17 protein-coding genes are annotated in these 19,005 nt (G+C 72.9%); 2 read left to right on the top strand and 15 right to left on the bottom strand.

Features of this window, described 5'->3' with window-relative positions; genetic code table 11:
• Positions 1 to 446: 446 nt before the first annotated feature.
• Genes KIK08_RS07220 through KIK08_RS07235 form a run of 4 tightly spaced genes read right to left on the bottom strand, consistent with a single transcriptional unit; the run spans position 447 to position 5,480 of the window.
• Positions 447 to 1,931 (bottom strand): class I adenylate-forming enzyme family protein, encoded by a 1,485-nt coding sequence (locus tag KIK08_RS07220; protein WP_308257465.1) that lies wholly within the window; start codon positions 1,929 to 1,931, stop codon positions 447 to 449.
• A gap of 5 nt (positions 1,932 to 1,936) precedes the next feature.
• Entirely contained in the window at positions 1,937 to 2,953 is a 1,017-nt protein-coding gene (locus tag KIK08_RS07225) for an LLM class flavin-dependent oxidoreductase (protein ID WP_214402225.1), read from the bottom strand.
• On the bottom strand, positions 2,950 to 4,245 hold the full coding sequence (locus KIK08_RS07230; RefSeq protein WP_214402226.1) for a CaiB/BaiF CoA transferase family protein: 1,296 nt from the start codon (positions 4,243 to 4,245) through the stop codon (positions 2,950 to 2,952). Before KIK08_RS07230 ends, KIK08_RS07225 begins: the two co-directional genes overlap by 4 nt.
• The gene (locus tag KIK08_RS07235; protein ID WP_214402227.1) at positions 4,242 to 5,480 is read right to left on the bottom strand and encodes a CaiB/BaiF CoA transferase family protein; all 1,239 of its coding nucleotides are present in this window, start codon (positions 5,478 to 5,480) and stop codon (positions 4,242 to 4,244) included. The genes KIK08_RS07230 and KIK08_RS07235 overlap by 4 nt, the downstream gene beginning before the upstream one ends.
• Positions 5,481 to 5,737: 257 nt before the next feature.
• On the opposite strand from KIK08_RS07235, the gene KIK08_RS41595 reads away from it, so the two are divergent.
• Positions 5,738 to 7,144 carry a FadR/GntR family transcriptional regulator gene (locus KIK08_RS41595; RefSeq protein ID WP_214402228.1) on the top strand — a complete coding sequence of 469 codons (1,407 nt, stop codon included), beginning with the start codon at positions 5,738 to 5,740 and terminating at the stop codon, positions 7,142 to 7,144.
• 122 nt (positions 7,145 to 7,266) lie between these two features.
• Positions 7,267 to 7,575 carry a hypothetical protein gene (locus KIK08_RS07245; RefSeq protein ID WP_214402229.1) on the top strand — a complete coding sequence of 103 codons (309 nt, stop codon included), beginning with the start codon at positions 7,267 to 7,269 and terminating at the stop codon, positions 7,573 to 7,575.
• A 40-nt stretch (positions 7,576 to 7,615) separates the two neighbouring features.
• Here KIK08_RS07245 and KIK08_RS07250 read toward each other — a convergent pair whose 3' ends face one another.
• Genes KIK08_RS07250 through KIK08_RS07300 form a run of 11 tightly spaced genes read right to left on the bottom strand, consistent with a single transcriptional unit; the run spans position 7,616 to position 18,683 of the window.
• A complete protein-coding gene (locus KIK08_RS07250) occupies positions 7,616 to 8,425 on the bottom strand; it encodes an enoyl-CoA hydratase/isomerase family protein (protein ID WP_214402230.1) in 810 nt (269 codons plus the stop codon).
• Between the two features lie 41 nt (positions 8,426 to 8,466).
• Positions 8,467 to 9,297 carry an SDR family NAD(P)-dependent oxidoreductase gene (locus KIK08_RS07255; protein WP_214402231.1) on the bottom strand — a complete coding sequence of 277 codons (831 nt, stop codon included), beginning with the start codon at positions 9,295 to 9,297 and terminating at the stop codon, positions 8,467 to 8,469.
• 57 nt (positions 9,298 to 9,354) lie between these two features.
• The gene (locus KIK08_RS07260) at positions 9,355 to 10,641 is read right to left on the bottom strand and encodes an acyl-CoA dehydrogenase family protein (RefSeq protein WP_214402232.1); all 1,287 of its coding nucleotides are present in this window, start codon (positions 10,639 to 10,641) and stop codon (positions 9,355 to 9,357) included.
• 10 nt (positions 10,642 to 10,651) lie between these two features.
• The gene (locus tag KIK08_RS07265) at positions 10,652 to 11,776 is read right to left on the bottom strand and encodes an acyl-CoA dehydrogenase family protein (protein ID WP_214402233.1); all 1,125 of its coding nucleotides are present in this window, start codon (positions 11,774 to 11,776) and stop codon (positions 10,652 to 10,654) included.
• Positions 11,766 to 12,632 (bottom strand): enoyl-CoA hydratase/isomerase family protein, encoded by an 867-nt coding sequence (locus tag KIK08_RS07270; protein WP_214402234.1) that lies wholly within the window; start codon positions 12,630 to 12,632, stop codon positions 11,766 to 11,768. Before KIK08_RS07270 ends, KIK08_RS07265 begins: the two co-directional genes overlap by 11 nt.
• An 8-nt stretch (positions 12,633 to 12,640) precedes the next feature.
• A complete protein-coding gene (locus tag KIK08_RS07275; RefSeq protein ID WP_214402235.1) occupies positions 12,641 to 13,474 on the bottom strand; it encodes an SDR family NAD(P)-dependent oxidoreductase in 834 nt (277 codons plus the stop codon).
• A gap of 4 nt (positions 13,475 to 13,478) precedes the next feature.
• Positions 13,479 to 14,357 (bottom strand): ATP-binding cassette domain-containing protein, encoded by an 879-nt coding sequence (locus KIK08_RS07280; RefSeq protein WP_214402236.1) that lies wholly within the window; start codon positions 14,355 to 14,357, stop codon positions 13,479 to 13,481.
• Positions 14,354 to 15,343: an ABC transporter ATP-binding protein gene (locus KIK08_RS07285; protein WP_214402237.1), complete on the bottom strand. Its 990-nt coding sequence runs from the start codon at positions 15,341 to 15,343 to the stop codon at positions 14,354 to 14,356. The genes KIK08_RS07280 and KIK08_RS07285 overlap by 4 nt, the downstream gene beginning before the upstream one ends.
• A complete protein-coding gene (locus KIK08_RS07290) occupies positions 15,340 to 16,263 on the bottom strand; it encodes an ABC transporter permease (protein ID WP_214402238.1) in 924 nt (307 codons plus the stop codon). The genes KIK08_RS07285 and KIK08_RS07290 overlap by 4 nt, the downstream gene beginning before the upstream one ends.
• On the bottom strand, positions 16,260 to 17,207 hold the full coding sequence (locus KIK08_RS07295) for an ABC transporter permease (RefSeq protein ID WP_214402239.1): 948 nt from the start codon (positions 17,205 to 17,207) through the stop codon (positions 16,260 to 16,262). Before KIK08_RS07295 ends, KIK08_RS07290 begins: the two co-directional genes overlap by 4 nt.
• A gap of 9 nt (positions 17,208 to 17,216) precedes the next feature.
• The gene (locus KIK08_RS07300; RefSeq protein ID WP_214402240.1) at positions 17,217 to 18,683 is read right to left on the bottom strand and encodes an ABC transporter substrate-binding protein; all 1,467 of its coding nucleotides are present in this window, start codon (positions 18,681 to 18,683) and stop codon (positions 17,217 to 17,219) included.
• Between the last annotated feature and the right edge of the window lie 322 nt (positions 18,684 to 19,005).

Consider the following 19,005-nt stretch of genomic DNA (forward strand, 5'->3'; position numbering starts at 1 on the left):
GCTTACGTGCCGTGAGTAGCCGCGGCCGCAGAACCGGCGCCCAAGCGCCGAGCGTCGAACACCTCGACGAACGCTCACCCTCGACTCCGGCCGACGCGGACGCCCCCACCCTCCGCGTCGGCCGGAACCCACCGTCTCGCGCCACCAACCTTGATCCAGTACCCGGCTTCGCCCTTGCCGTTGTCCCAGTGACCAGCACGACCGACCGCATGGCGCATGCCGTCCTCGAATCGGAGATCACGAAGAGCAGCAACGGCCGCTACCGAGCGACCTGCGGCAACCTCGTGATCGCCGGATCCCTCTGCGAACCGGACGGCCGCCGATGCTGGGCCTGCTGGCCACACGGGCACACCGGACCTCGATGAGCGACGACCAGCTGAGCCCACTGCCGATTGCAGCGCTCTACACCGCGCCCACGGTGGACCGTGCTACGGGGGCGCCCGTGGTCACGAGTCGCGGGCGGTCGCCTCGATGACGAGTTCGGCACGGAGCACGCGACGCAACGCCTTACCGGTGTCCGTGTGCGGCAACGTCTCCCGGACGACCACCCGCGCCGGTGTCTTGGCCGAGCGCAGCCGCTCCCGGACGTGCGCCTGCAGCTCGCGCTCCAGCGCCGCCTCGTCGGCCACCGGCCCGACCGGCACGATCGCGGCGACCGGCACCTCGCCCCACTCGGTGTCCGGCACCCCCAGCACGATCACGTCGTCCACGACCGGGTGGGTCAGCAACGCGTCCTCGATCTCGCCCGGGGACAGGTTCTCCCCGCCCCGGACGATCACGTCGTCGGCGCGGCCGTCGAGGAACAGGTAGCCCTGGGCGTCGAGCCACCCGCGGTCCCTGGTCGGGAACCACCCTCCGGCGTCCGTCGCGGTGTGCGACAGGTACTCCCCCGAGACCTGCTCCCCGCGCACGAAGATCTCCCCGGGCTCCCCCGGCGGCAGCACCGCGCCCGCCGCGTCCCGTATCTCCAGCTCCACGGTCGGCAGCGGACGGCCCACCGACCCGAGCCGGGCGCGCACCGCCGGCTCACTCGCGGCGATCGCGTCCCGGTGGTCCTGCGGGCCGAGCACCGCGATCGTCGAGCTCGTCTCGGTCAGCCCGTAGGCGTTGACCAGGTCGACGTGCGGCAGCAGCCGCAACGCGCGCTCCACCACGGGGGCCGGCATCCGCCCGCCCCCGTAGGACAGGTGCCGCAACGCCGGCAGGGACTCCCCGCGCGCCTGCAGGACGTCCAGGATCCGGCCCAGCATCGTCGGGACCACCATCGCGTGCGTCACCGACTCCGCCCGGACCAGGTCCACCCACGCCTGCGCGGTGAAGGCCGGCAGCACCACGATCCGGCGCCCGGCGAACACCGACGTGAGGATCGTCGAGATCCCGGCGATGTGGTAGGGCGGCACGCTGACCAGCTGGGCCTCGTCCTCCCCGGCCCCCAGGAAGTCCACCGTGGACAGCACGTACGAGCACAGGTGCCCCGGGCGCAGCACCGCGGCCTTCGGCTCGCCGCTGGTGCCCGAGGTGAACAGCAGGACGCTGACGTCCCCCGGCCCGGACGGCCCGGCCGGCCCGGCCGGCAGCTCGTCCGGCCCCAGCACCGTGATCCCCTCGATCCCGGCGCACCGCTGCCGCTGCCGCTGCCCCGCCACCACCACCGCGGGCGCGATCCGCGCCAGCGCCGCGCGCAGGGCCTCGTCGGAGAGCCGGTAGTTCAGCGGCACGAACGGCAGGCCGGCGGTCGCGGCGGCGTAGAACAGCACCGGGACGGTCTCGGAGTACTCGTCGACGTAGCCGACGTGGCGGACCCCGGCCCCGGCCAGGCCGCCGGCCACCGAGCGGGCCCGCTCCTGCAGCTCGCCGTAGGTCAGCGCGCCGAGCGCGGTCCGGTCGGGCGCCGCGCCGGCCACCATCTCCAGCAGGACGGACGGATCCACCGCGATCAGCTCCGTCCCGTGGCCGGGGCGGCGGCGCGGAGCTCGGCCAGCACCTCGGTCTCGAACAGCCGCAGGCTCTCCCAGCCCAGCTCCGGCGGGATCCCGCCCTCGAGCGGGTTGAGCCGGAACCTCCCGCCCGGCCCGATCGCGCGCAGCAGCGCGCGGCACTCCTCGGGCGTGACGACCTTCGCCGCCCCGGACTCGAGCAACTGGTCCGGGTCGGTCACCGCCTTGAACGGGGTGAGCTCCTTGGCGGTCGCGTACGCGGCGTACTCGTTCACGTTGTGCAGGACGTGCTTTCCGATGGCCGCCCAGGCCGCGTCGGGGTCGCGCGCGATGTGCACGAACGCCGGGTGCGACACCGCGGCCGGTGCGGCCGGGACCGGGGGCTGCTTGCCCAACGACCGCAGCTCCGCGAGGTACACGTCCTGGAACAGGTTCCCGAGGGGTTCGAACCCCAGGCCGAGGCGCGCGGCCCGGCGGGCGGCACCGGCCGACGTCCCGGCGAGGGAGAGCGGCGGGCCGCCCGGCTGGAACGGCCGCGGGAGGACGCGGGTGCGCACCCCGCGGAAGTCGAACGGCTCCCCCGTCCACGCCGCCCGCAGCGTCTGCACGCACTCGACCATCATCGACGGTCGCTTGCGCCAGTCGACGCCGAAGGTCTGGAACTCGATCTTGCGGTACCCGGCGCCGAGGGCCACGTCGAGCCGGCCCCGCGCCAGCAGGTCCAGCACCGCCAGGTCCTCGGCCAGGTGGACCGGGTGCATCAGGGTCGCCAGCACCACCGACAGCCGCAGGCGCACCCGCTCGGTCCGGGTGGCGATGCCCGCGGCCATGACGATCGGTGAGGGCAGGTAGCCGTCGTCGGTGACGTGGTGCTCGCTGAGGAACACCTCGTCGAACCCGGTGCGGTCGGCCCACGCCGCCATCTCCACGGCGGCGTCGTAGAGCTCGGGCGCCGGCGGCCCCCAGCTCGGAGCGCGCAGGTTGAAGGCGATCGTCAGCCTGGGGATGCCGGTCACTGGTACTCCGATCCGATGTGGCCGTCGCGGGCCAGGGCGGCGTACTCGTCGTCGTCGACCCCGAGCAGCTCGCGGTAGACGTACTCGTTGTCCTGCCCGACCACGGGGGCCGCGCGGACGATCTGCGCCGGGGTCGCGGTGAGCCGGAAGTTCGCCCCGGGATGGAAGTGCATCCCGGCGCGGCGGTGCTCGAGGAAGTGGAAGAACCCGCGCTCGTGCAGCTGGGGGTCGGCGCTGGCGTCCGCCTCGTCCATCACCGGACCCGCCGGCACGCCGGCCCCCTGCAGTGCGTGGAACGCGTCGTGCTTGGTCACGGTGGCGGTCCAGGCGCTGATCACCCGGTCGATGTCGTCGTGGCGGCGGTGGCGTTCGGCGGCGTCCGCCAGCGCGGGGTCGCGCAGCTCGACGGGGTCGCCGAGGGTGGCGCGCAGCGCGTCCCACTCCGCCGCGGAGCGCACCGACAGCGCCAGCCAGGAGTCCGGCTCGAGGCACGGGTAGACGCCCTGCGGGGCGTAGGCCGGCGAGCGGTTGCCCTCGCGGGCGGGCACCCGGTCGTTCATGACGGCGTCCATCACCAGGTCCCCGATGTGCACGATCATGTTCTCCACCTGGGCCACCTCGATGACCGCCCCGCGGCCGGTCCGGCGACGCTCCAGCAGCGCCATCAGGAACGCCGACGCCCCGGCCGGCCCGCTGGAGCCGTCCATGAAGATCGAGCCGACGGTCTGCCCGTCCGGGTAGCCCTGCACCTCCAGGAACCCGGCCAGCTCCTCGAAGTGCCAGCCGAACCCGGTGGCGTTGGCGTCCGGGCCGGTCGAGCCCAGCGGGGGCATCCGGACGATGATCAGCCGGGGGTTGCGCTCGAGCAGCAGGTCCGGTCCGAGGCCGAGCTTCTCCAGCAGGCCGGCGGCGTTGTTCTCCACGAAGCCGTCGGCCTTCTCGATCAGCCGCAGGAACAGCTCCTTGCCGGCCGGGCGGGTGATGTCCATCGTCGCGTTGCGCTTGTTGCGCGAATGCGAGTTGAACCAGCTCAGCCGGTTCCACGGGTCCTCACCCGGATCGTTGTCCGGGTAGTCCCGGGCGGCCGAGACCGCGCCTGCGGCGGTGCCGCGCGGCGGGTTGCGGGGCCCGCGGCTGGGCGCCGGGTAGTGCTGCAACGACTCGATCTTGATGACCTCGGCGCCCATGTCCGCGAGGAGCATGGTGGAGAAGGCGCCGGCCAGTGCGGCGGTCATGTCCAGGACCACCATGCCGCGCAGCGGACCGAAGTCCCCGATGCCGTCCGATGTCACAGGACCACCCCTTCCGCACGCAGCCCGGCGATGGCCGCGTCGTCGAACCCGGTCTCCCGCAGGACTTCGTCGGTGTGCTGGCCCAGCCGCGGCGCGGGCGCCCGCAGCGCCCAGCCCCCGCCGTCGACCTTCCATGGGGCGCCGGTGTGCGGGACCGGACCCATCGGCGATTCCCCCTCCACCCAGAAGCCGCGGGCGACGAGGTGCTCGTCGGTCAGCAGCGTCTTCGGGTCGTTCACCACGACCACCGGCCACCCCGCGCTCTGCGCCTCGCGCATCGCCGCCCGGGCGTCGCGCGAGGCGGCCCAGCTCGCGATCGCCGCGTTGACCAGCTCCGGCTGCGCGACGATCAGCTCCTCGCCGCGCTCGGCGAAGCGGGCCGAGAGCTCCTCGTCGCCGAGCACCGACACCATCCGGGGCAGGTGCGTGGGCCACACCGCGCCGGTGGTGATCATCCGGCCGTCCCGGGTCGGGAACCGGCCGCCGACGGCGATGCGCCCCGCGCCGACCTTGTGCGCGCGCTGGGTGACGTAGCCGGAGTACTGGTAGGACAGCAGGTAGTAGCGGCGCCGGTCCAGGCTCCCGTTCTGCGTCTCGTAGGTCGCCACGTCCACGTGCTGGCCCCGGCCGGTCGACTGCGCGTGGAACAGCGCGCCGAGCGTCGCGGTGAGCGCGGTCGCGCCGCTCTGCATCTGCACGGCGTTGCCGGCCAGCTTCACCGGCTCGCGGTCCGGGCTGCCGCTGGAGTTCATCGGCCCGCCCATGGCGAACGCCACGATCTCGGTCATCCGGTAGTCCCGGTAGGGCCCGTCCTGGCCGAAGGGCGTCACCGAGGTGACGACCAGGTCCTCGCGCCCGGCGAGCAGGGCCGCCGGCTCCAGGCCGGTGCCGGCCACGTCGGCCGGGCGCGCGGACTCGACGACGACGTCGGCCGCGGCCACGAGCCGGCGCACCACGTCCACCCCGGCCGGCGCCCGCGAATCGACGACGATTCCCCGCTTGTTCGTGTTCAGGTGCAGGAACAATCCGCTGCACTCCGGATCCGGTTCGTCACCCGGGAACGGCCCCGCCCGACGGGATTCGTCGCCGGCCGGCGACTCCACCTTGACCGCGGTCGCGCCGTAGTCGGCCAGCAATCGGGCGCAGAACGGGCCGGCGACACCCTGGCTGAGGTCGACGACGCGCACACCTTCCAGCGGCAGCCGGGCCGCGGTCGCTCCGGCTCCACCCGTCACCTGTTCCGTTTTCATCGTATCCCGTCGTGAAACCAGCCGTGACCTGACCAGGACTTTGCTGGGCGGTATCCGCCCCGTTCGCAATTTCGGGTGGAGGCTCCCGCATTCGGCGGTCTTCGGTATGCTCCGACCACCACAACCGCCCGCCGGAAGAGGTCCCTGTGCGCTCGAACCGCGTTTCCCCGGGGGCGCCCAGCCCGCAGGAGCGGCGGAGCCCGACGGGCACGACGGCGACCCGGCGGGTCGGCCCCCGCCTCGTGGACCGCGTCGCGTCCAAGATCCGACTCGACATCATGGCCAGCGGCTGGCCGGTCGGGGAGATCATCGGCACCGAGCCCGAACTGGTCGAGCGCTACGGCGTCAGCCGGGCCGTGGTCCGGGAGGCGATCCGGCTCGTGGAGTACCTCGGGGTGGCCCGGATGAAGCAGGGCGCCGGCGGTGGCCTGCTGGTGACCGCCCCCGACGAGACCGCGGTCAGCACCGCGGCGATGGTCTACTTCGCCTACGCCGGCGTGGGCCCGGACGAGGTGCTCGAGGCCCGCGGCATCGTCGAGCAGCGGGCGGCCGAGCTCGCGGCCCGCGTCGCCACCCCGGAGCAGCGCGCCGGGCTGGCCGCCCTGCTCGCCGCCAACACCGCGACCGGCCGGGCAACCGCTGACGCCCCGCCGTGGACCGAGGTGCACGGGCTCGTCGCCGGGCTGTCCGCCAACCCCGCGCTGGAGCTGCTCACCCGCATCCTGGTGCGGGTCACCGACTGGTACTCCGCGTCCGGGCGCCGCAGCGACGCCCAGCAGCGGCGCGAGCGGCGGGCGGCGGCCGCCGCGCACCGCCGGATCGTCGGGGCGGTCTGCGCCGGCGACGAGGTCGCGGCCGGTCGCGCCGCGCGCGAGCACGTCCACCAGATCGGCGCCTACCTCACCAGCCGTCGCGGGCGGCGCCCGATGACCTTCGAGGACATGTCCAGCGGCAAGTCGGTCGCGAAGCTCGCCAGCGTGATCGCCGCGGAGATCCTGACCGACGTCGTCACCCAGGACTGGCCGGTCGACCAGCACATCGGCTCCGAGGTGGTGCTCGCCGAGCAGTACGACGTGAGCCGGTCGGTGGTCCGCGAGGCGGTCCGGCTGCTGGAGTTCCACCAGGTCGTGCGCACCCGCCGCGGGCCCGGTGGGGGGCTGTTCGTGGCCAGGCCGACCGCGGACGCCGTCGCGGACTCGCTGGCGATCCACCTCGACTTCGAGGGCGTGGACACCACGCAGCTGTTCGAGGTGCGCTCGGCGATGGAGCTCGCCACCGTCGAGCGCCTCGCCGCCGCCGCGGACGCGGCGACGATCGCGCAGCTGCGCGACGCCCTGGCCGCGCACCGGCTGGTCGAGGGCAGGGCCGGCCGGCAGATCCACGGCTGGCACGGGCAGCTGGCCGAGGCCGCCGGAAACCGGGCCGTGTGGCTGTTCCTGCTCGCACTCATGCGGCTCACCGAGACCCGCGGCGTGCAGCCGGACGCCGCGATGCGCGAGTGGGTCGACCGGGAGCACGTGGAGATCATCGACGCGATCGGGGCCGGGGACGGCGCACGCGCACGGGTGTTGATGCGCGACCACCTGGAAGGGATCCGCCCGGTAGTCCGGCCCCGCAACACCGCCGCCGGGGTGGCGACCGGCCCCTGAGAGCCCAGTAATCGTCATACTGGTTTGCCACCCACACCGGGCACGAGCAGCGTAGATCACTTCCATGAAGCCCATCCAGGGTATCTAATGTCGGGGAGGATTCCAGGTCGAGGAGGACGTCGATGATGGTGAAACCCGGCATGCGGCTGCGCAGCGCCACGTGCGACGGGCAGTTCGTGGTGGTCCGCCCGCCCGCCACCGCTGTCGAGTTGACCTGCGGCGGGGCCCCGGTCGTCGACCTCGCGGCCGGGGCAGGCGAGGCCGTGCCCCTCGCCGACCGCTTCGCCGGCGGCACCCAGGTCGGCAAGCGCTACGGCCACCCGGGGTCCGGGCTCGAACTGATGTGCACCAGGGCCGGGAAGGGGTCGCTCGCCGTCGGCGACGAGGTGCTCGAGCCGCTGGTCGCCAAGCCGCTGCCGTCCTCGGACTGACGCCCGCGGGGTGGCCGGCGGTGCCGGCCACCCCGGGTCCTCATGTCCCGGTGAACTTCGGCTCCCGCTTCTCCACGAACGCGAGCGAGCCCTCCCGCACGTCGTTGGACTTCAGCGTCAGCATGTCGTAGGCCATCGACGTCTCGAACGCGCCGGCCATCATCTGCTTGAGCATCACGTTCACCGACAGCTTCGCGAACGCGATCGCCATCGGGGCCCCGTTCGCCAGCCGGTCCGCCATCTCGTCCACGAAAGCGTCGAGTTCGCCGTCCGGCACGCAGTGGTTGATCAGCCCCATCTCGGCGGCCTTCGGGCCGTCGATGGGATCACCGAGCATGATGTACTCCTTCGCCCGGTGGAACCCGATCAGCAGCGGCCACAGCGCGGCCCCGCCGTCGCCGGGCGCGATTCCGTTCTTCACGTGCGAATCGCAGAACCGGGCGTTCTCCGAGGCGATGACGATGTCGGCGCTGAGGCAGATGTTCACGCCCAGCCCGTAGGCCGGGCCGCGGACCTTGGAGATGATCGGCGTCTCGCAGTCCAGCATGCGCCAGAACGTGTCGCGCGGGCCCTTCACCGACAGCCGCCGGGTCGCGTTCTTCTCCGGACCGGAGGTCTGCGACAGGTTCTTCAGGTCGATCCCGGCACAGAACGCGTCGCCGTGCCCCGAGAGCACGACCACGTGCACGTCGTCGTCCTCGTCGACCTCGGTCCACAACCGGTGCAGGTCGTTGAGCATCGTCGGGTTGAGCGCATTCTTGCGGCCGGGGTTGTGCAGTTCGGCGTGCAGGACGCGGCCCTGCTTGCGCAGCAGCAGGCCGGTGTAGTTGTCCGGGTCGATCGCGGTCACGGGGGTCCTTCCGGATTGCGGTTCGTCGGTGGAGCGGCCGGTCAGGCGACGGGCCGGACCGGCGGGTGCCCGATGGGGTGGGTGGTCGCGCGCAGGGTCGAGTCGACGGCGTCGGCGACGTCGGCGACGGTCCAGCCCGGTCCCCTCGCCACGACGGGCTCGGCGTAGGCGGGTGGGCTCAGCAGGCTCAGGGCACGGCCGTCGAAGCGGACGACCTGGCCGTGCAGGGGTGCCGCGGCCTCGGAGAGCAGGTACGCGACCGCCGGTGCGACGTCCTCGGCCGGCGGCAGCGCGTCGGACCTGCCCATCCCGGAGCGGCCCAGCGGCGAGAAGCCGACCACCCGGATCCCGGAGCCGGCCAGGTCGATGGCCCAGCCGTAGGTCAGCGACGCGACCGCGCCCTTGGTGGCGCCGTAGAGGGCGAGCCCGGGCATGCCGAGGTGGCTGCCCGAGGTCACGTTGACGATCACCCCGCCGCGGCCGCGCATCGCGGCGATGGCCGCGACCCCGGTGTTCAGGACGCCGACCACGTTGACGTCGACGAGGTGGCGGATGTCGTCCGCGCCGACCGTCCACGGATCGCCGGAGGTGATCACCCCGGCGTTGTTGACCAGGCCGTCGATCTGGCCGAACGCATCGACGCAGGCCTCGACGATGCCGGCCGCGGCGGCGGGGTCCACCACCGAGGCCTGCTCGGCCACCGCCTTCCCGCCCCGGTCGGCGATCTCCTGCACGACCGCCGCCGCCCGGTCCCCGTCGACATCGTTGACCAGGACCGAGGCGCCCTCGGCCGCCGCGGCGAGCGCGTAGGCCCGACCGAGGCCGTAGCCGCCACCGGTCACGACGACCGCGCGCGAATCGAGTACTCCCATGGCAGATCCGTCTCCGCGCCACGACCCGCGGCGCTGCTGGTGGGTGGGGCGGATGGGTCAGGAGCCCGCGGTGCGCCGGCTCAGCAGCTCCCGGAAGGGCACGGTCCGGTCGTCGGAGGCCTCGCGCGGCATGCCGAGCAGCCGCTCGCTGACGATGTTGCGCTGCATCTCGTTGGTGCCCCCGGCGATGGAGATCGTGCGCGCGGTCAGCCACTTCACCGAGTGCCGGTCGACGTCGTCGTGCGCCCCGTCGTCCGCCCCGTCGTCCCAGACGACGGCGCCGGTGCCCCCGACGGCGAGCCCGATCTCGCCGCGGCGCGGGGCGTCGATCCCCATGCCGAGCTTGAGCAGCGAGCCCCAGTCGCCCCGGAAGGCGCCGGTCCGGATGCCGGTCATGACGCGGTCGCCCACCTGCCGCGCGACGACGGCCGCGACGTGCGCCTCGGCCAGCAGCTGGCGGGCCACCGGGTCGCCGGTGGTCCCGGCGGCGCGGGCGAGGTCGATCAGGTCGTCGATCCCGGTGCCGGTGGCCGCGCCGGCGTCCGCCTCTGCTCGGTAGCCCCGGCCGTGGCCGACCCCGGCCGTGGCGTTGCGCTCGTGGTAGAGCAGCGCGCGGGCGACGACCCAGCCGTTGTTCAGCTCGCCGATCAGGTTCCCGGCGGGCAGCTCGACGTCGTCGAGGAACTCCTGGAAGAAGTGCGGTGTCCCGCCGTCCGAGGCCACGATCGGCTCGATCCGCACGCCGTCGTGGGCGAGCGGGACCGCGAACATCGACAGCCCGGCGTGCTTGGGCACATCGGGATCGGTGCGGGCCAGGCACATCCCGTAGTCCGCGTGGTTCGCCCCGGTCGTCCAGATCTTGGCCCCGTTGACCACCCACTGTTCGCCGGACCGGACGGCGCGGGTCAGCACGCCGGCCATGTCCGAGCCGCCCGACGGTTCACTGAGCAGCTGCAGCCAGATCTCGTCGCCGCGCAGGATCCGCGGCAGGTGGGTGCTCTTGAGCTCCTCCGAGCCGTGGTCGAGCAGGGTCGGGGCGAGCATCGCGACCGAGACGGCCAGCGGTGTCGGCATCCGGTAGCCGGCGGCCTCCTGCCCGAAGACGGTCTGGTGCTCCAGGGTCAGCCCGGCGCCGCCGTACCGCGCCGGGAAGGCGATCCCGGCGAAGCCGCCGTCGAACAGGACCGCCTGCAGCTGCTTGGCCTCGGCCATCGAGACCGGGCCCGACCGCTCGTCCTTGCGGGGCAGGGACGCGGCGAGGAAGGCCCGGACCCGGAGCCGGAACGCCTCGACGTCCTCGGTGCCGGCGCTACTGGCAGTGCCCGCGGTGGTGGTGCTCGTCATGGGGATCTCCTCACACGCCCAGCCGGACGACGATCTGCTCGCGGTGCTGCTCCGGGGCGCCCAGCACGGCCCGGTTGAGCGTGGCCCGCCGCAGGTAGAGGTGGATGTCGTGCTCCCAGGTCACCCCGATCCCACCGAGCAGCTGGACGCACTCCTGGATGAAGGTGACCGCGGTGTCCCCGACGTAGGCCGCGGCGATCCGGACCAGCCGCGCGACCTCGGGGTCGCGCTCGTCCAGCGCCCGGGCGGCGGCGTCCGTGGTGGCCTTGGCCGACTCCAGGTGCAGCAGCATGTCCGCCACCCGGTGCTTGAGCGCCTGGTAGGAGGAGATGGGCCGGCCGAACGCGTAGCGGTCGCCCATGTAGGCGAAGGTGAACTCGAAGACGCGGTCCATCAGGCCGACGGACTCCGCGCTCTGCAGGGTCAGCGCGAGCTGCAGCTGCCGCTCGACGCCGCCGTCGGCTCCGCCGGGCTCGCCCACCACGGCAGTGCCCGGCAGGCGCACCTCGTCGAACCGCAGCCGGGCGAACCGCCGGACCAGATCGAGGCTGTGCCCGGGGACGACGGTCACGCCCGGGTGGTCGCGCGGCACCAGCACCTGGGTGAGCCCGTCGCCGGTCCGCGCGACGACCAGCACGACGTCGGCCGCGGCGCCCGCCTCGACGTAGGCCTTCTCCCCGGTCAGGACGACCTCGTCGCCCTCGACCCTGGCCTCGGTGCGCACGTCCCCCGGCGCCCAGCCACCCTGCTCGGCCAGCGCCCAGGCGGCCGTGGTGGAGCCCTCCAGGAGCCCGGGCAGGTGCTCCTCCTTCAGCCCGGCGCTCCCGCCGGCGCTCAGCGCCGAGATCACCACGTTGGTCGGCAGGAACGGGCCGGGCCCGACCATCCGGCCCAGCTCCTCGGCCACGATCACGGCGTCCTGCACGGGGTTCCCGGACAGGCTGCCGCCGCCGTCGTCCTCGGCGGCCAGCAGGGACGTCCAGCCGAGCTCGGCGGCGCGCTGCCACCAGGCCGGGTCGACGCCGTGCTCGGTGCGGTGCAGCTCCCGGACGCGCTCGACCGGGGACTCGCGTTCGAGGAACCGGCGGGTGTTCTGCTGGAAGAACAGCCGGTCCTCGGCCAGTTCAAGATCCATCGGTCGGCTCCTCCAGCCAGCGGTTGAACGTCGGTGTCTGCTTGCGCAGCCAGGCGCGGGAACCCTCGACCGCGTCGGTGTGGAAGTCGCTCACCGCGGTCCGCACCGCGATGTCGTCGCCGGCCTGGTCGAGCGTCTGGTGCGCGGCGTTGTAGACGGCCCGTTTCAGCAGCCTCATGGCGACCTGCGGGCCAGCAGCCAGCTCGGCAGCCAGCTCGCGCGAGCGCTGCGGCAGGTCGTCGTCGTCGACCACCTCGGTGACCAGGCCGAGCGCCTGCGCCTCCGCGGCGCCCACCATCCGCTTGCGCAGCAGGAAGTCCAGCGCGCCCTTGACGCCCAGGTGCTCGACGAGCAGCCAGTGCCCGCCCTCGTCGGGCTGGTAGCCCATGCGCAGGGTGGCGCTGCCGAGCGTCGCCGACCGTGCCGCGACCACGTAGTCGCAGGCCAGCGCCATGCTGAGGCCGATCTGCACGGCGAAGCCGTTGACCGCGGCGATGGTCACCTTGTCCAGCCGGCGGATCGTGCGGGCCAGCTCCTGGCTGTGCGTGCGCAGCTGGGCGGCCAGGTCGACCGGCGCCCGGTGCCCACCGGGCAGGTCCGGGACGAGCGTGGGGCGCTCGTCCTCGTCGCGCGGGCCGAGCCACATCCCGGCGCAGAAGCCGCGGCCGGTGGCCGTCAGGACCACCACCCGGACCGCCGCGTCGAGCTGGCAGGCGGACAGCACCTCGACCAGGTCCCGGCGGGCGGGGATGGACAGCGCGTTGAGCCGGTCCGGGCGACGGAGAATGATCTCGGCGATCCCGCCGTCGACGGTGACGTCGAAGCCCTGGTACTCGCCGACGAGCGGACTGCTCACGAGCTCGCTCATCGGGCTGCCAGGAACGCGTCGAGCGGGGCGAAGTCGGCCAGCATGCGCTCGCGGTGGGCCACGATCAGGTCCTTCACCTTCGGATCGGTGAACACGTAGAGCCGGCCTTCGCGCACTCCTCCGACCGTCATCCGGGCAACGACCTCGGGGTCCAGCGCCGGGGAGAGGTCGAACGAGCCGCTCGGGACGTGCGCGGGGCGGGTGTCGTCGGCCGTCGCCGCCTCGGCGGGGCGGTTGCGCACCGAGTCGGTGATGCGGGTGCGGACCCCGGCCGGGCACAGCGCGGTCACCCCCACCCGGGTGCCGGCCAGCTCATTGTGCAGGGTCTCGGTCAGCCCGACGACCCCGTACTTCGACGCGGAGTACATCGCGCTCTGCGCGCTGGGCACGATCCCGTTCATCGAGGCCGTGTTGACGATGTGGCACTCCTGCCCCGAGTCGAGCATGTCGGGCAGGAACTCGGTGATGCCGTGGACGACGCCGTCGAGGTTGACCCCGAGCACCCAGCGCCAGTCCTCGTACGTCGCGTGGATGCCGCGCCGGTGGTAGGAGACACCCGCGTTGTTGCACAACAGGTGGACGAGCCCGAACCGCTCGCGCGCGGCCGCGGCCAGCTCCTGCACCGAGCCGCGGTCGGCCACATCGGTGCGCACGGCCAGCGCCGAACCGCCGTCGGCGGTGATGGCGTCGGCCACGGCGGCGGCCCCGTCGAGCTCGACGTCGGAGACCACGACGCGGCAGCCCTCCGCGGCCAGCACCCGCGCGAGCGCCGCACCGATCCCGCTCGCGGCGCCGGTCACGACGGCGGTCCGTCCCTGTAGGTCCTCCATGCGATCAGTCCTTTCCTGCCTCGACGCGGGCGAGGGGCTGCTCGGGCACGTCGGCCGGGACGGCCGGCGGCTGCGGGGCCGGACCGCGCAGCGACATCGGGATCGGCCGGGGGATGGCCGCGAGCAGCTCGCGGGTGTAGTCCTCGCGCGGGTTCTCGAAGATCTCCTCGACCCGGCCCTGCTCGACGATCCGGCCACCGGACATGACGATCGCCCGGTCGGCGATGACCTCGACCAACGACAGGTCGTGGGTGATGAACAGGTAGGTCAGCCCGAGCTCGCGCTGCAGGTCGAGCATCAGGTTGAGCACCTGCGCCCGGACCGAGACGTCGAGCGCGGCCACCGGCTCGTCGGCGACGATCAGGTCCGGCTTCATCGTCAGCGCCCGCGCGATCGCCGCGCGCTGCAGCTGCCCGCCGGAGAGCTCGGCCGGGTAGCGCTCCAGCACGTCGTGCGAGATGCCGACGACGTCGAGCAGTTCCGCGGTGCGGCGCAGCCGCTCCCCCCGCGACATCCCGAAGTGCACGTGCAGCGGCTCCGCGACCGACTCGCCGACCGGCAGGTGCGGGTCGAGCGAGCTGTACGGGTCCTGGAAGATCATTTGCATCCGCCGCCGCAGCGTGCGCAGCGCGGGCTGGTCCAGCGCCCGCACGTCCACGCCGTCGAAGCGCACGGTCCCGGCGTCGGGCTCGACCAGGCGCAGGATCAGCCGCCCGGTCGTCGACTTGCCGGCGCCGGACTCGCCGACCAGGGCCAGCGTCTCGCCGCGCTCGGCGGTGAACCCGACGTCGTCGACGGCGGTGAACCACTCCCGCGCCCGCCCGAGGAACCCCTGGCGCACCGGGTACCGCTTCACCAGCCCCTCGACCTCCAGCAGGCTCATGACCGGGCTCCCGCGGGAGTCGGGATGCCCAGCAGGGGCACTTCGCCGGACCGCACGCACCGGACGTCCTCGACGAGGTCCACGGGTCCGGTGTCGCAGCGGCCGGTGACCCCGTGCGGGCACCGCGGGTGGAACCGGCAGCCCGGCGGCATCGCCCCGGGCGCGGGGACGTTGCCCGGGATGCTGATCAGGCGTCGCCCCCGGCCCACCGCGGGGATGGCGTTGAGCAGGCCCGCGGTGTAGGGGTGGCGCGGGCGCAGGAACAGCTCCTCGACGCCGGCCCGCTCGACGACCTGCCCCGCGTACATGACGACCACGTGCTGGGCCAGCTCGGCGATGACCCCGAGGTCGTGGCTGATGAAGACCACGGCGATGCCGGTGTCGCGCTGGATCTCGCGCAGCAGGTCGAGGATCCGCGCCTGGACCGTGACGTCCAGGGCGGTCGTCGGCTCGTCGGCGAAGACCAGCTTCGGCGAGCAGGCCAGCGCCATGGCGATCATCGCCCGCTGGCACATCCCGCCGCTGAACGTGTGCGGGTACTCCGCGGCGCGCTCGGCGGCCCGCGGGATGTGGACGCGGTCGAGCATCTCCACCGCCCGGCGCCACGCCTCCTTGCGCGACACCCGTTCGTGCCGGCGGACGGACTCCGCGATCTGCTCCCCCACCGTGAACGCGGGGTCCAGCGTCCGGATGGCCTGCTGGAAGATCATGCTGATGGTGGCGCCGCGGCGGGTGGACAGCTCCCGCTGCGACAGCGTCGCGAGGTCCTCGCCGTCGAAGAGGACCTGACCGGTGACGCGGGCGCCCTGCGCGCGGGTCAGGCCCATCGCGCTCAACGCCGTCACCGTCTTGCCGGAGCCGGATTCGCCGACCAGCCCGACCGTGGTGCCCGCCTCGACGTCGAACGAGACCCGGTCGGTGACCGGGACCCAGCCGCCGGGCCCGCGGAAGGAGACACTCAGGTCCCGCACGCTGAGCAGGCTCATGCCTTCTCCGCCACGGCGAACCGCGACGTCCCCAGCGCCCGGGCGAGACCGTCCCCGAGCAGCGAGAAGCTCAGTACGGTCAGGGCGATCATCGCACCCGGGACGTAGATCAGATGTGGCGCCTGGGCCATGTACGAGTTCGCTTCGGACAGCATCGATCCCCATGTGGCGGTCGGTGGTTGGACGCCGAGGCCGAGGAAGCTCAGGCTCGCCTCGATCGTGATCGCGAGCCCGAGCAGGATCGTGATCTGCACGAGCACCGGCGCGATCATGTTGGGCAGCACGTGGTGCAGGACCGTGCGCCGGGTCGGGAAGCCCAGCGCCCGGGACGCCTCGATGTAGGTCTCCTCGCGGACGCTGCGCGTCGTCGCCCGGGCCACCCGGAACAGCGGCGGGGTGAGCAGCAGGCCGACGGCGAGCATCGCGTTGGTCAGCCCCGGTCCGAGCACGGTCACGACCGTGATCGCGAAGAGCAGGCCGGGGACGGCCATCAGCATGTCGACCAGGCGGCCGAGCAGGCTGTCCACCCGTCCCCCGACGTACCCGGCCAGCAGCCCGCCGGTGACCCCCACCAGCACACCGATGGCCACCGCCTGCAGGGAGGCGAGGAGGGACACCCGCGCGCCGAACATCAGCCGGCTGAGCTCGTCGCGGCCGAAGTCGTCCTGGCCGAGCCAGTGCTGCGCCGACGGGCCCTGCAGGCGCCCGAGCAGGTCCTGGCGGTCCGGGTCGAACGGGGCGAGCCACGGGGCCAGCACGGCCAGCAGCACCACCAGGGTGAGGAAGGCCAGCGCGCCGGTGGGGACCGGCTGGCGCAGCAGTCGGCGCAGGACCCGACCGCGCCGGGGCACCGGGCGCGACGCGGCGGGCCCGCCCGGTGGCGGGGACGTGGCGGGATCGATCAGCACGCCTTCGGTCATCTGGCGCCTCGCAGCTTCGGGTTGATCAGGCCGTAGGACGCGTCGACGACGATGTTCACGGCCATCACGAACAGGGTCGTCACCGTGACGATCCCGAGCATCACCGGGACGTCCTGGTTCATCGCCGTCTGCTGGGCCAGCAGGCCGAGCCCGGGCAGCACGAAGATCGTCTCGATGATCACCGTTCCGCCGAGGAGCGCGGCGATGCGGAAGCCGAGCACGGCCACCACCGGCACGGCCGCGTTCTTCAGCGCGTGCTTGAACATCAGGCTGGCCGCGGTCAGCCCCTTCGCCCGCGCCGCCATCAGGTAGTCGCTGCCCTCCTCCGCGATCAGCGCCGACTTGAGCTGCAGCGCGATGGTCGCCGCCGGGTTCATGGCCAGCGCCAGCGCCGGCAGGGCCAGGTGGTAGAGCCACTGCCCGGCGCCCTCGGAGAGCTCCGCGTAGCCGAGGGTGGGGAACACCGCGTAGCTGACCGCGAAGATCAGCACGAGCACGAGCGCCAGCCAGAACGACGGGATCGCCAGCATCACCGAGGACACCGCCGTGACGATCCGGTCGACGAGCCGACCCGGGCGGAACGCCGCGAGGATGCCGAGAGCGAACCCCGCCAGCACCGCCAGCAGCAGCGACAGCACCCCGAGCGAGAGCGTCACGGGCAGCCGCTGCAGCAACAGCTCCGACACCGGCTGGTTTGAGAGGTAGGACTGGCCGAGATCGCCCTGCACCGCGTTCCCGAGCCACTCGAAGTAGCGCTGCAGCAGCGGCTCGTCCAGCCGCAGCTCCTGGCGGATCGCCTCGACCACCTCCGGGGAGGGGTTCTCCCCGGCCAGCGCGTAGCCCGCGTCCCCCGGCGCGATCTCCACCAGCAGGAACACCGTGAAGGTCACCACGAGCAGGGTCGGGACCAGGGCCAGCAGCGGCCGCCCGACGAGCTTGAGCACGGTCCGGCCCTACTTCGCCGTCACGTAGAGGTAGCGGACGTCCACCAGGCCGATGTCGGTGCCGGGCATCGTCTCCAGGTTCCCGACGCTCCCGTCGGTGAGCCAGACCTGCGACCCGTAGCACATCGGCACGGAGTAGGCGCCCTCGTAGAGCATCTGCGCCATCTCGTCGAAGACCTTCGCCCGCTGATCCTGGCTCAGCAGCGGGTCACCGAGTTGGGCGAGCAGGGGCTCGTAGGGGGCCCGGTCCGCCTCGGGGACGAGGTTGATGTTGCCGAAGTAGAGGTCGGTGACCAGCTGGGCGGGGTCCGAGCTGCCGACGAAGGCGCCTTGCTGGGCGTCGAAGTCGCCCTTGGCGAAGGTCGGGCCGCCCGGGGTGCGGGTGTCGACCGCGAGCTCGACGTCCATGCCGACGTCGCGCAGCGCCTGCTGCACCGCCTGCCCCTGCGCCTTCCAGGTCTCCGCGGCGTACAGGGTGAACTTCGGGGTCCCGACCCCGGACTCGGCGATGAGCCGACGCGCCTTCTCCGGGTCCGCAGGCGGGATCTGCGCCAGCGCCGGGCTGCTGGCCCAGTGCTGCCCCTCCGGGTAGTCCTGGATCGTGGGGGTGCAGTCGCCGTTGAAGAGGCCCTCGTTGATCGCGTTGCGGTCGATCGCGGCCTGGATCGCCTGGCGCACCTTGACGTTGTCCAGCGGCGGCCGCGACGCCTGCAGCCACAGCTCCTGGTTGATCTTGGGCTGGCGGAAGAACATCCCCGCCACCTGCCCGCTCTCCACGAGCTGCTTGGCCCGGGCGACGTCGACGCCGGTGACCTGCCCCATCGTGATGTCGCCTGCCTGCGCCGCGTTGATCCGCTGGGCGGCGGTGGGGATGTTCAGCCACTCCAGCTCGGCGATCTTCGCGGCGTCCTTGTCCCAGTAGTCCGCGATGTCCGCCCGCCGGGTGTAGTTGATCTTGCCTCCCGGGCCCGGCTGCATCCCGGCCAGCGTGTACGGCCCGGACTCGTTGCCGACGCCGATGCTGGTGGTCAGGTCGGCGGCCGGGTCGGCGAACGCCTTGGGATTCATGATCATGCCGGTGTTCTCGGCGAACAGGACCGGGAGCTGGGCTCCGCTGCCCTTCTGCAGCCCGATGACCACCGTGCCGGGGTCCGGAGCGGTGATCTCGGTGATCACCTGGAGGGACTGGACGCTGATCCCGCCGGGGATGGTCCGCATCCGGTCGAGGTTCGCCTTGACCGCCGCCGCGTCCACCTTCGACCCGTCGGCGAAGGTCGCGTCCGGGCGCAGGGTGAGCGTCAGCGCGCTGCCGTCCGGGGCGAACTCCCACGCCGTGGCCAGCATCGGCTCCACCTCGCCCTTGGGCCCGAGGCGGGTCAACCGGTCGTAGAGCGGCAGCAGGTAGATGTCGGCGCCACCCCGCTGGACGTTCTTCGCCGGGTCGAGCGTCGAAGGGCCGATCGCGTAGGCGAACACCGCGCTGGCGTTCAGATCGGCCTCACCGGCCGGCTGCTGGGCCGCGGGCGCGGAGCCCCCCGCGGGTGCTCCGCACGCCGCAGTGGCGAGGGCGACCGCAGCGACGGCGAGTACTCCGATCGACCTACGCATCGTCCTACGCACGGATGTACCCGTGGGTCGCGACATACCAAAGCTCCTCCACATCGAGGGACCAGTCGCATGAAGACGGAGAACCCGCCGCGACGCGACGACCATAACCTCGCCCAGCGGTCCGGTAAAGAGAACTAGGCTATCTTTTTGGTGGGTCGGTCCAGCCGGCAGGAGCGACACCAGGAGCGAG

This window comes from Pseudonocardia lacus (assembly GCF_018531445.1).
In the GTDB taxonomy this organism is placed as follows: Bacteria; Actinomycetota; Actinomycetes; order Mycobacteriales; family Pseudonocardiaceae; genus Pseudonocardia; species Pseudonocardia lacus.

Excerpts from the sequence above, each read along its gene's own strand:
- KIK08_RS07275 (WP_214402235.1), bottom strand. The coding sequence starts at position 13,474 with ATGGAGGACCTACAGGGACGGACCGCCGTCGTGACCGGCGCCGCGAGC.
- KIK08_RS07260 (WP_214402232.1), bottom strand. The coding sequence starts at position 10,641 with ATGACGAGCACCACCACCGCGGGCACTGCCAGTAGCGCCGGCACCGAG.
- KIK08_RS07285 (WP_214402237.1), bottom strand. The coding sequence starts at position 15,343 with ATGAGCCTGCTCAGCGTGCGGGACCTGAGTGTCTCCTTCCGCGGGCCC.
- KIK08_RS07280 (WP_214402236.1), bottom strand. The coding sequence starts at position 14,357 with ATGAGCCTGCTGGAGGTCGAGGGGCTGGTGAAGCGGTACCCGGTGCGC.
- KIK08_RS07255 (WP_214402231.1), bottom strand. The coding sequence starts at position 9,297 with ATGGGAGTACTCGATTCGCGCGCGGTCGTCGTGACCGGTGGCGGCTAC.
- KIK08_RS07290 (WP_214402238.1), bottom strand. The coding sequence starts at position 16,263 with ATGACCGAAGGCGTGCTGATCGATCCCGCCACGTCCCCGCCACCGGGC.
- KIK08_RS07265 (WP_214402233.1), bottom strand. The coding sequence starts at position 11,776 with ATGGATCTTGAACTGGCCGAGGACCGGCTGTTCTTCCAGCAGAACACC.
- KIK08_RS07245 (WP_214402229.1), top strand. The coding sequence starts at position 7,267 with ATGATGGTGAAACCCGGCATGCGGCTGCGCAGCGCCACGTGCGACGGG.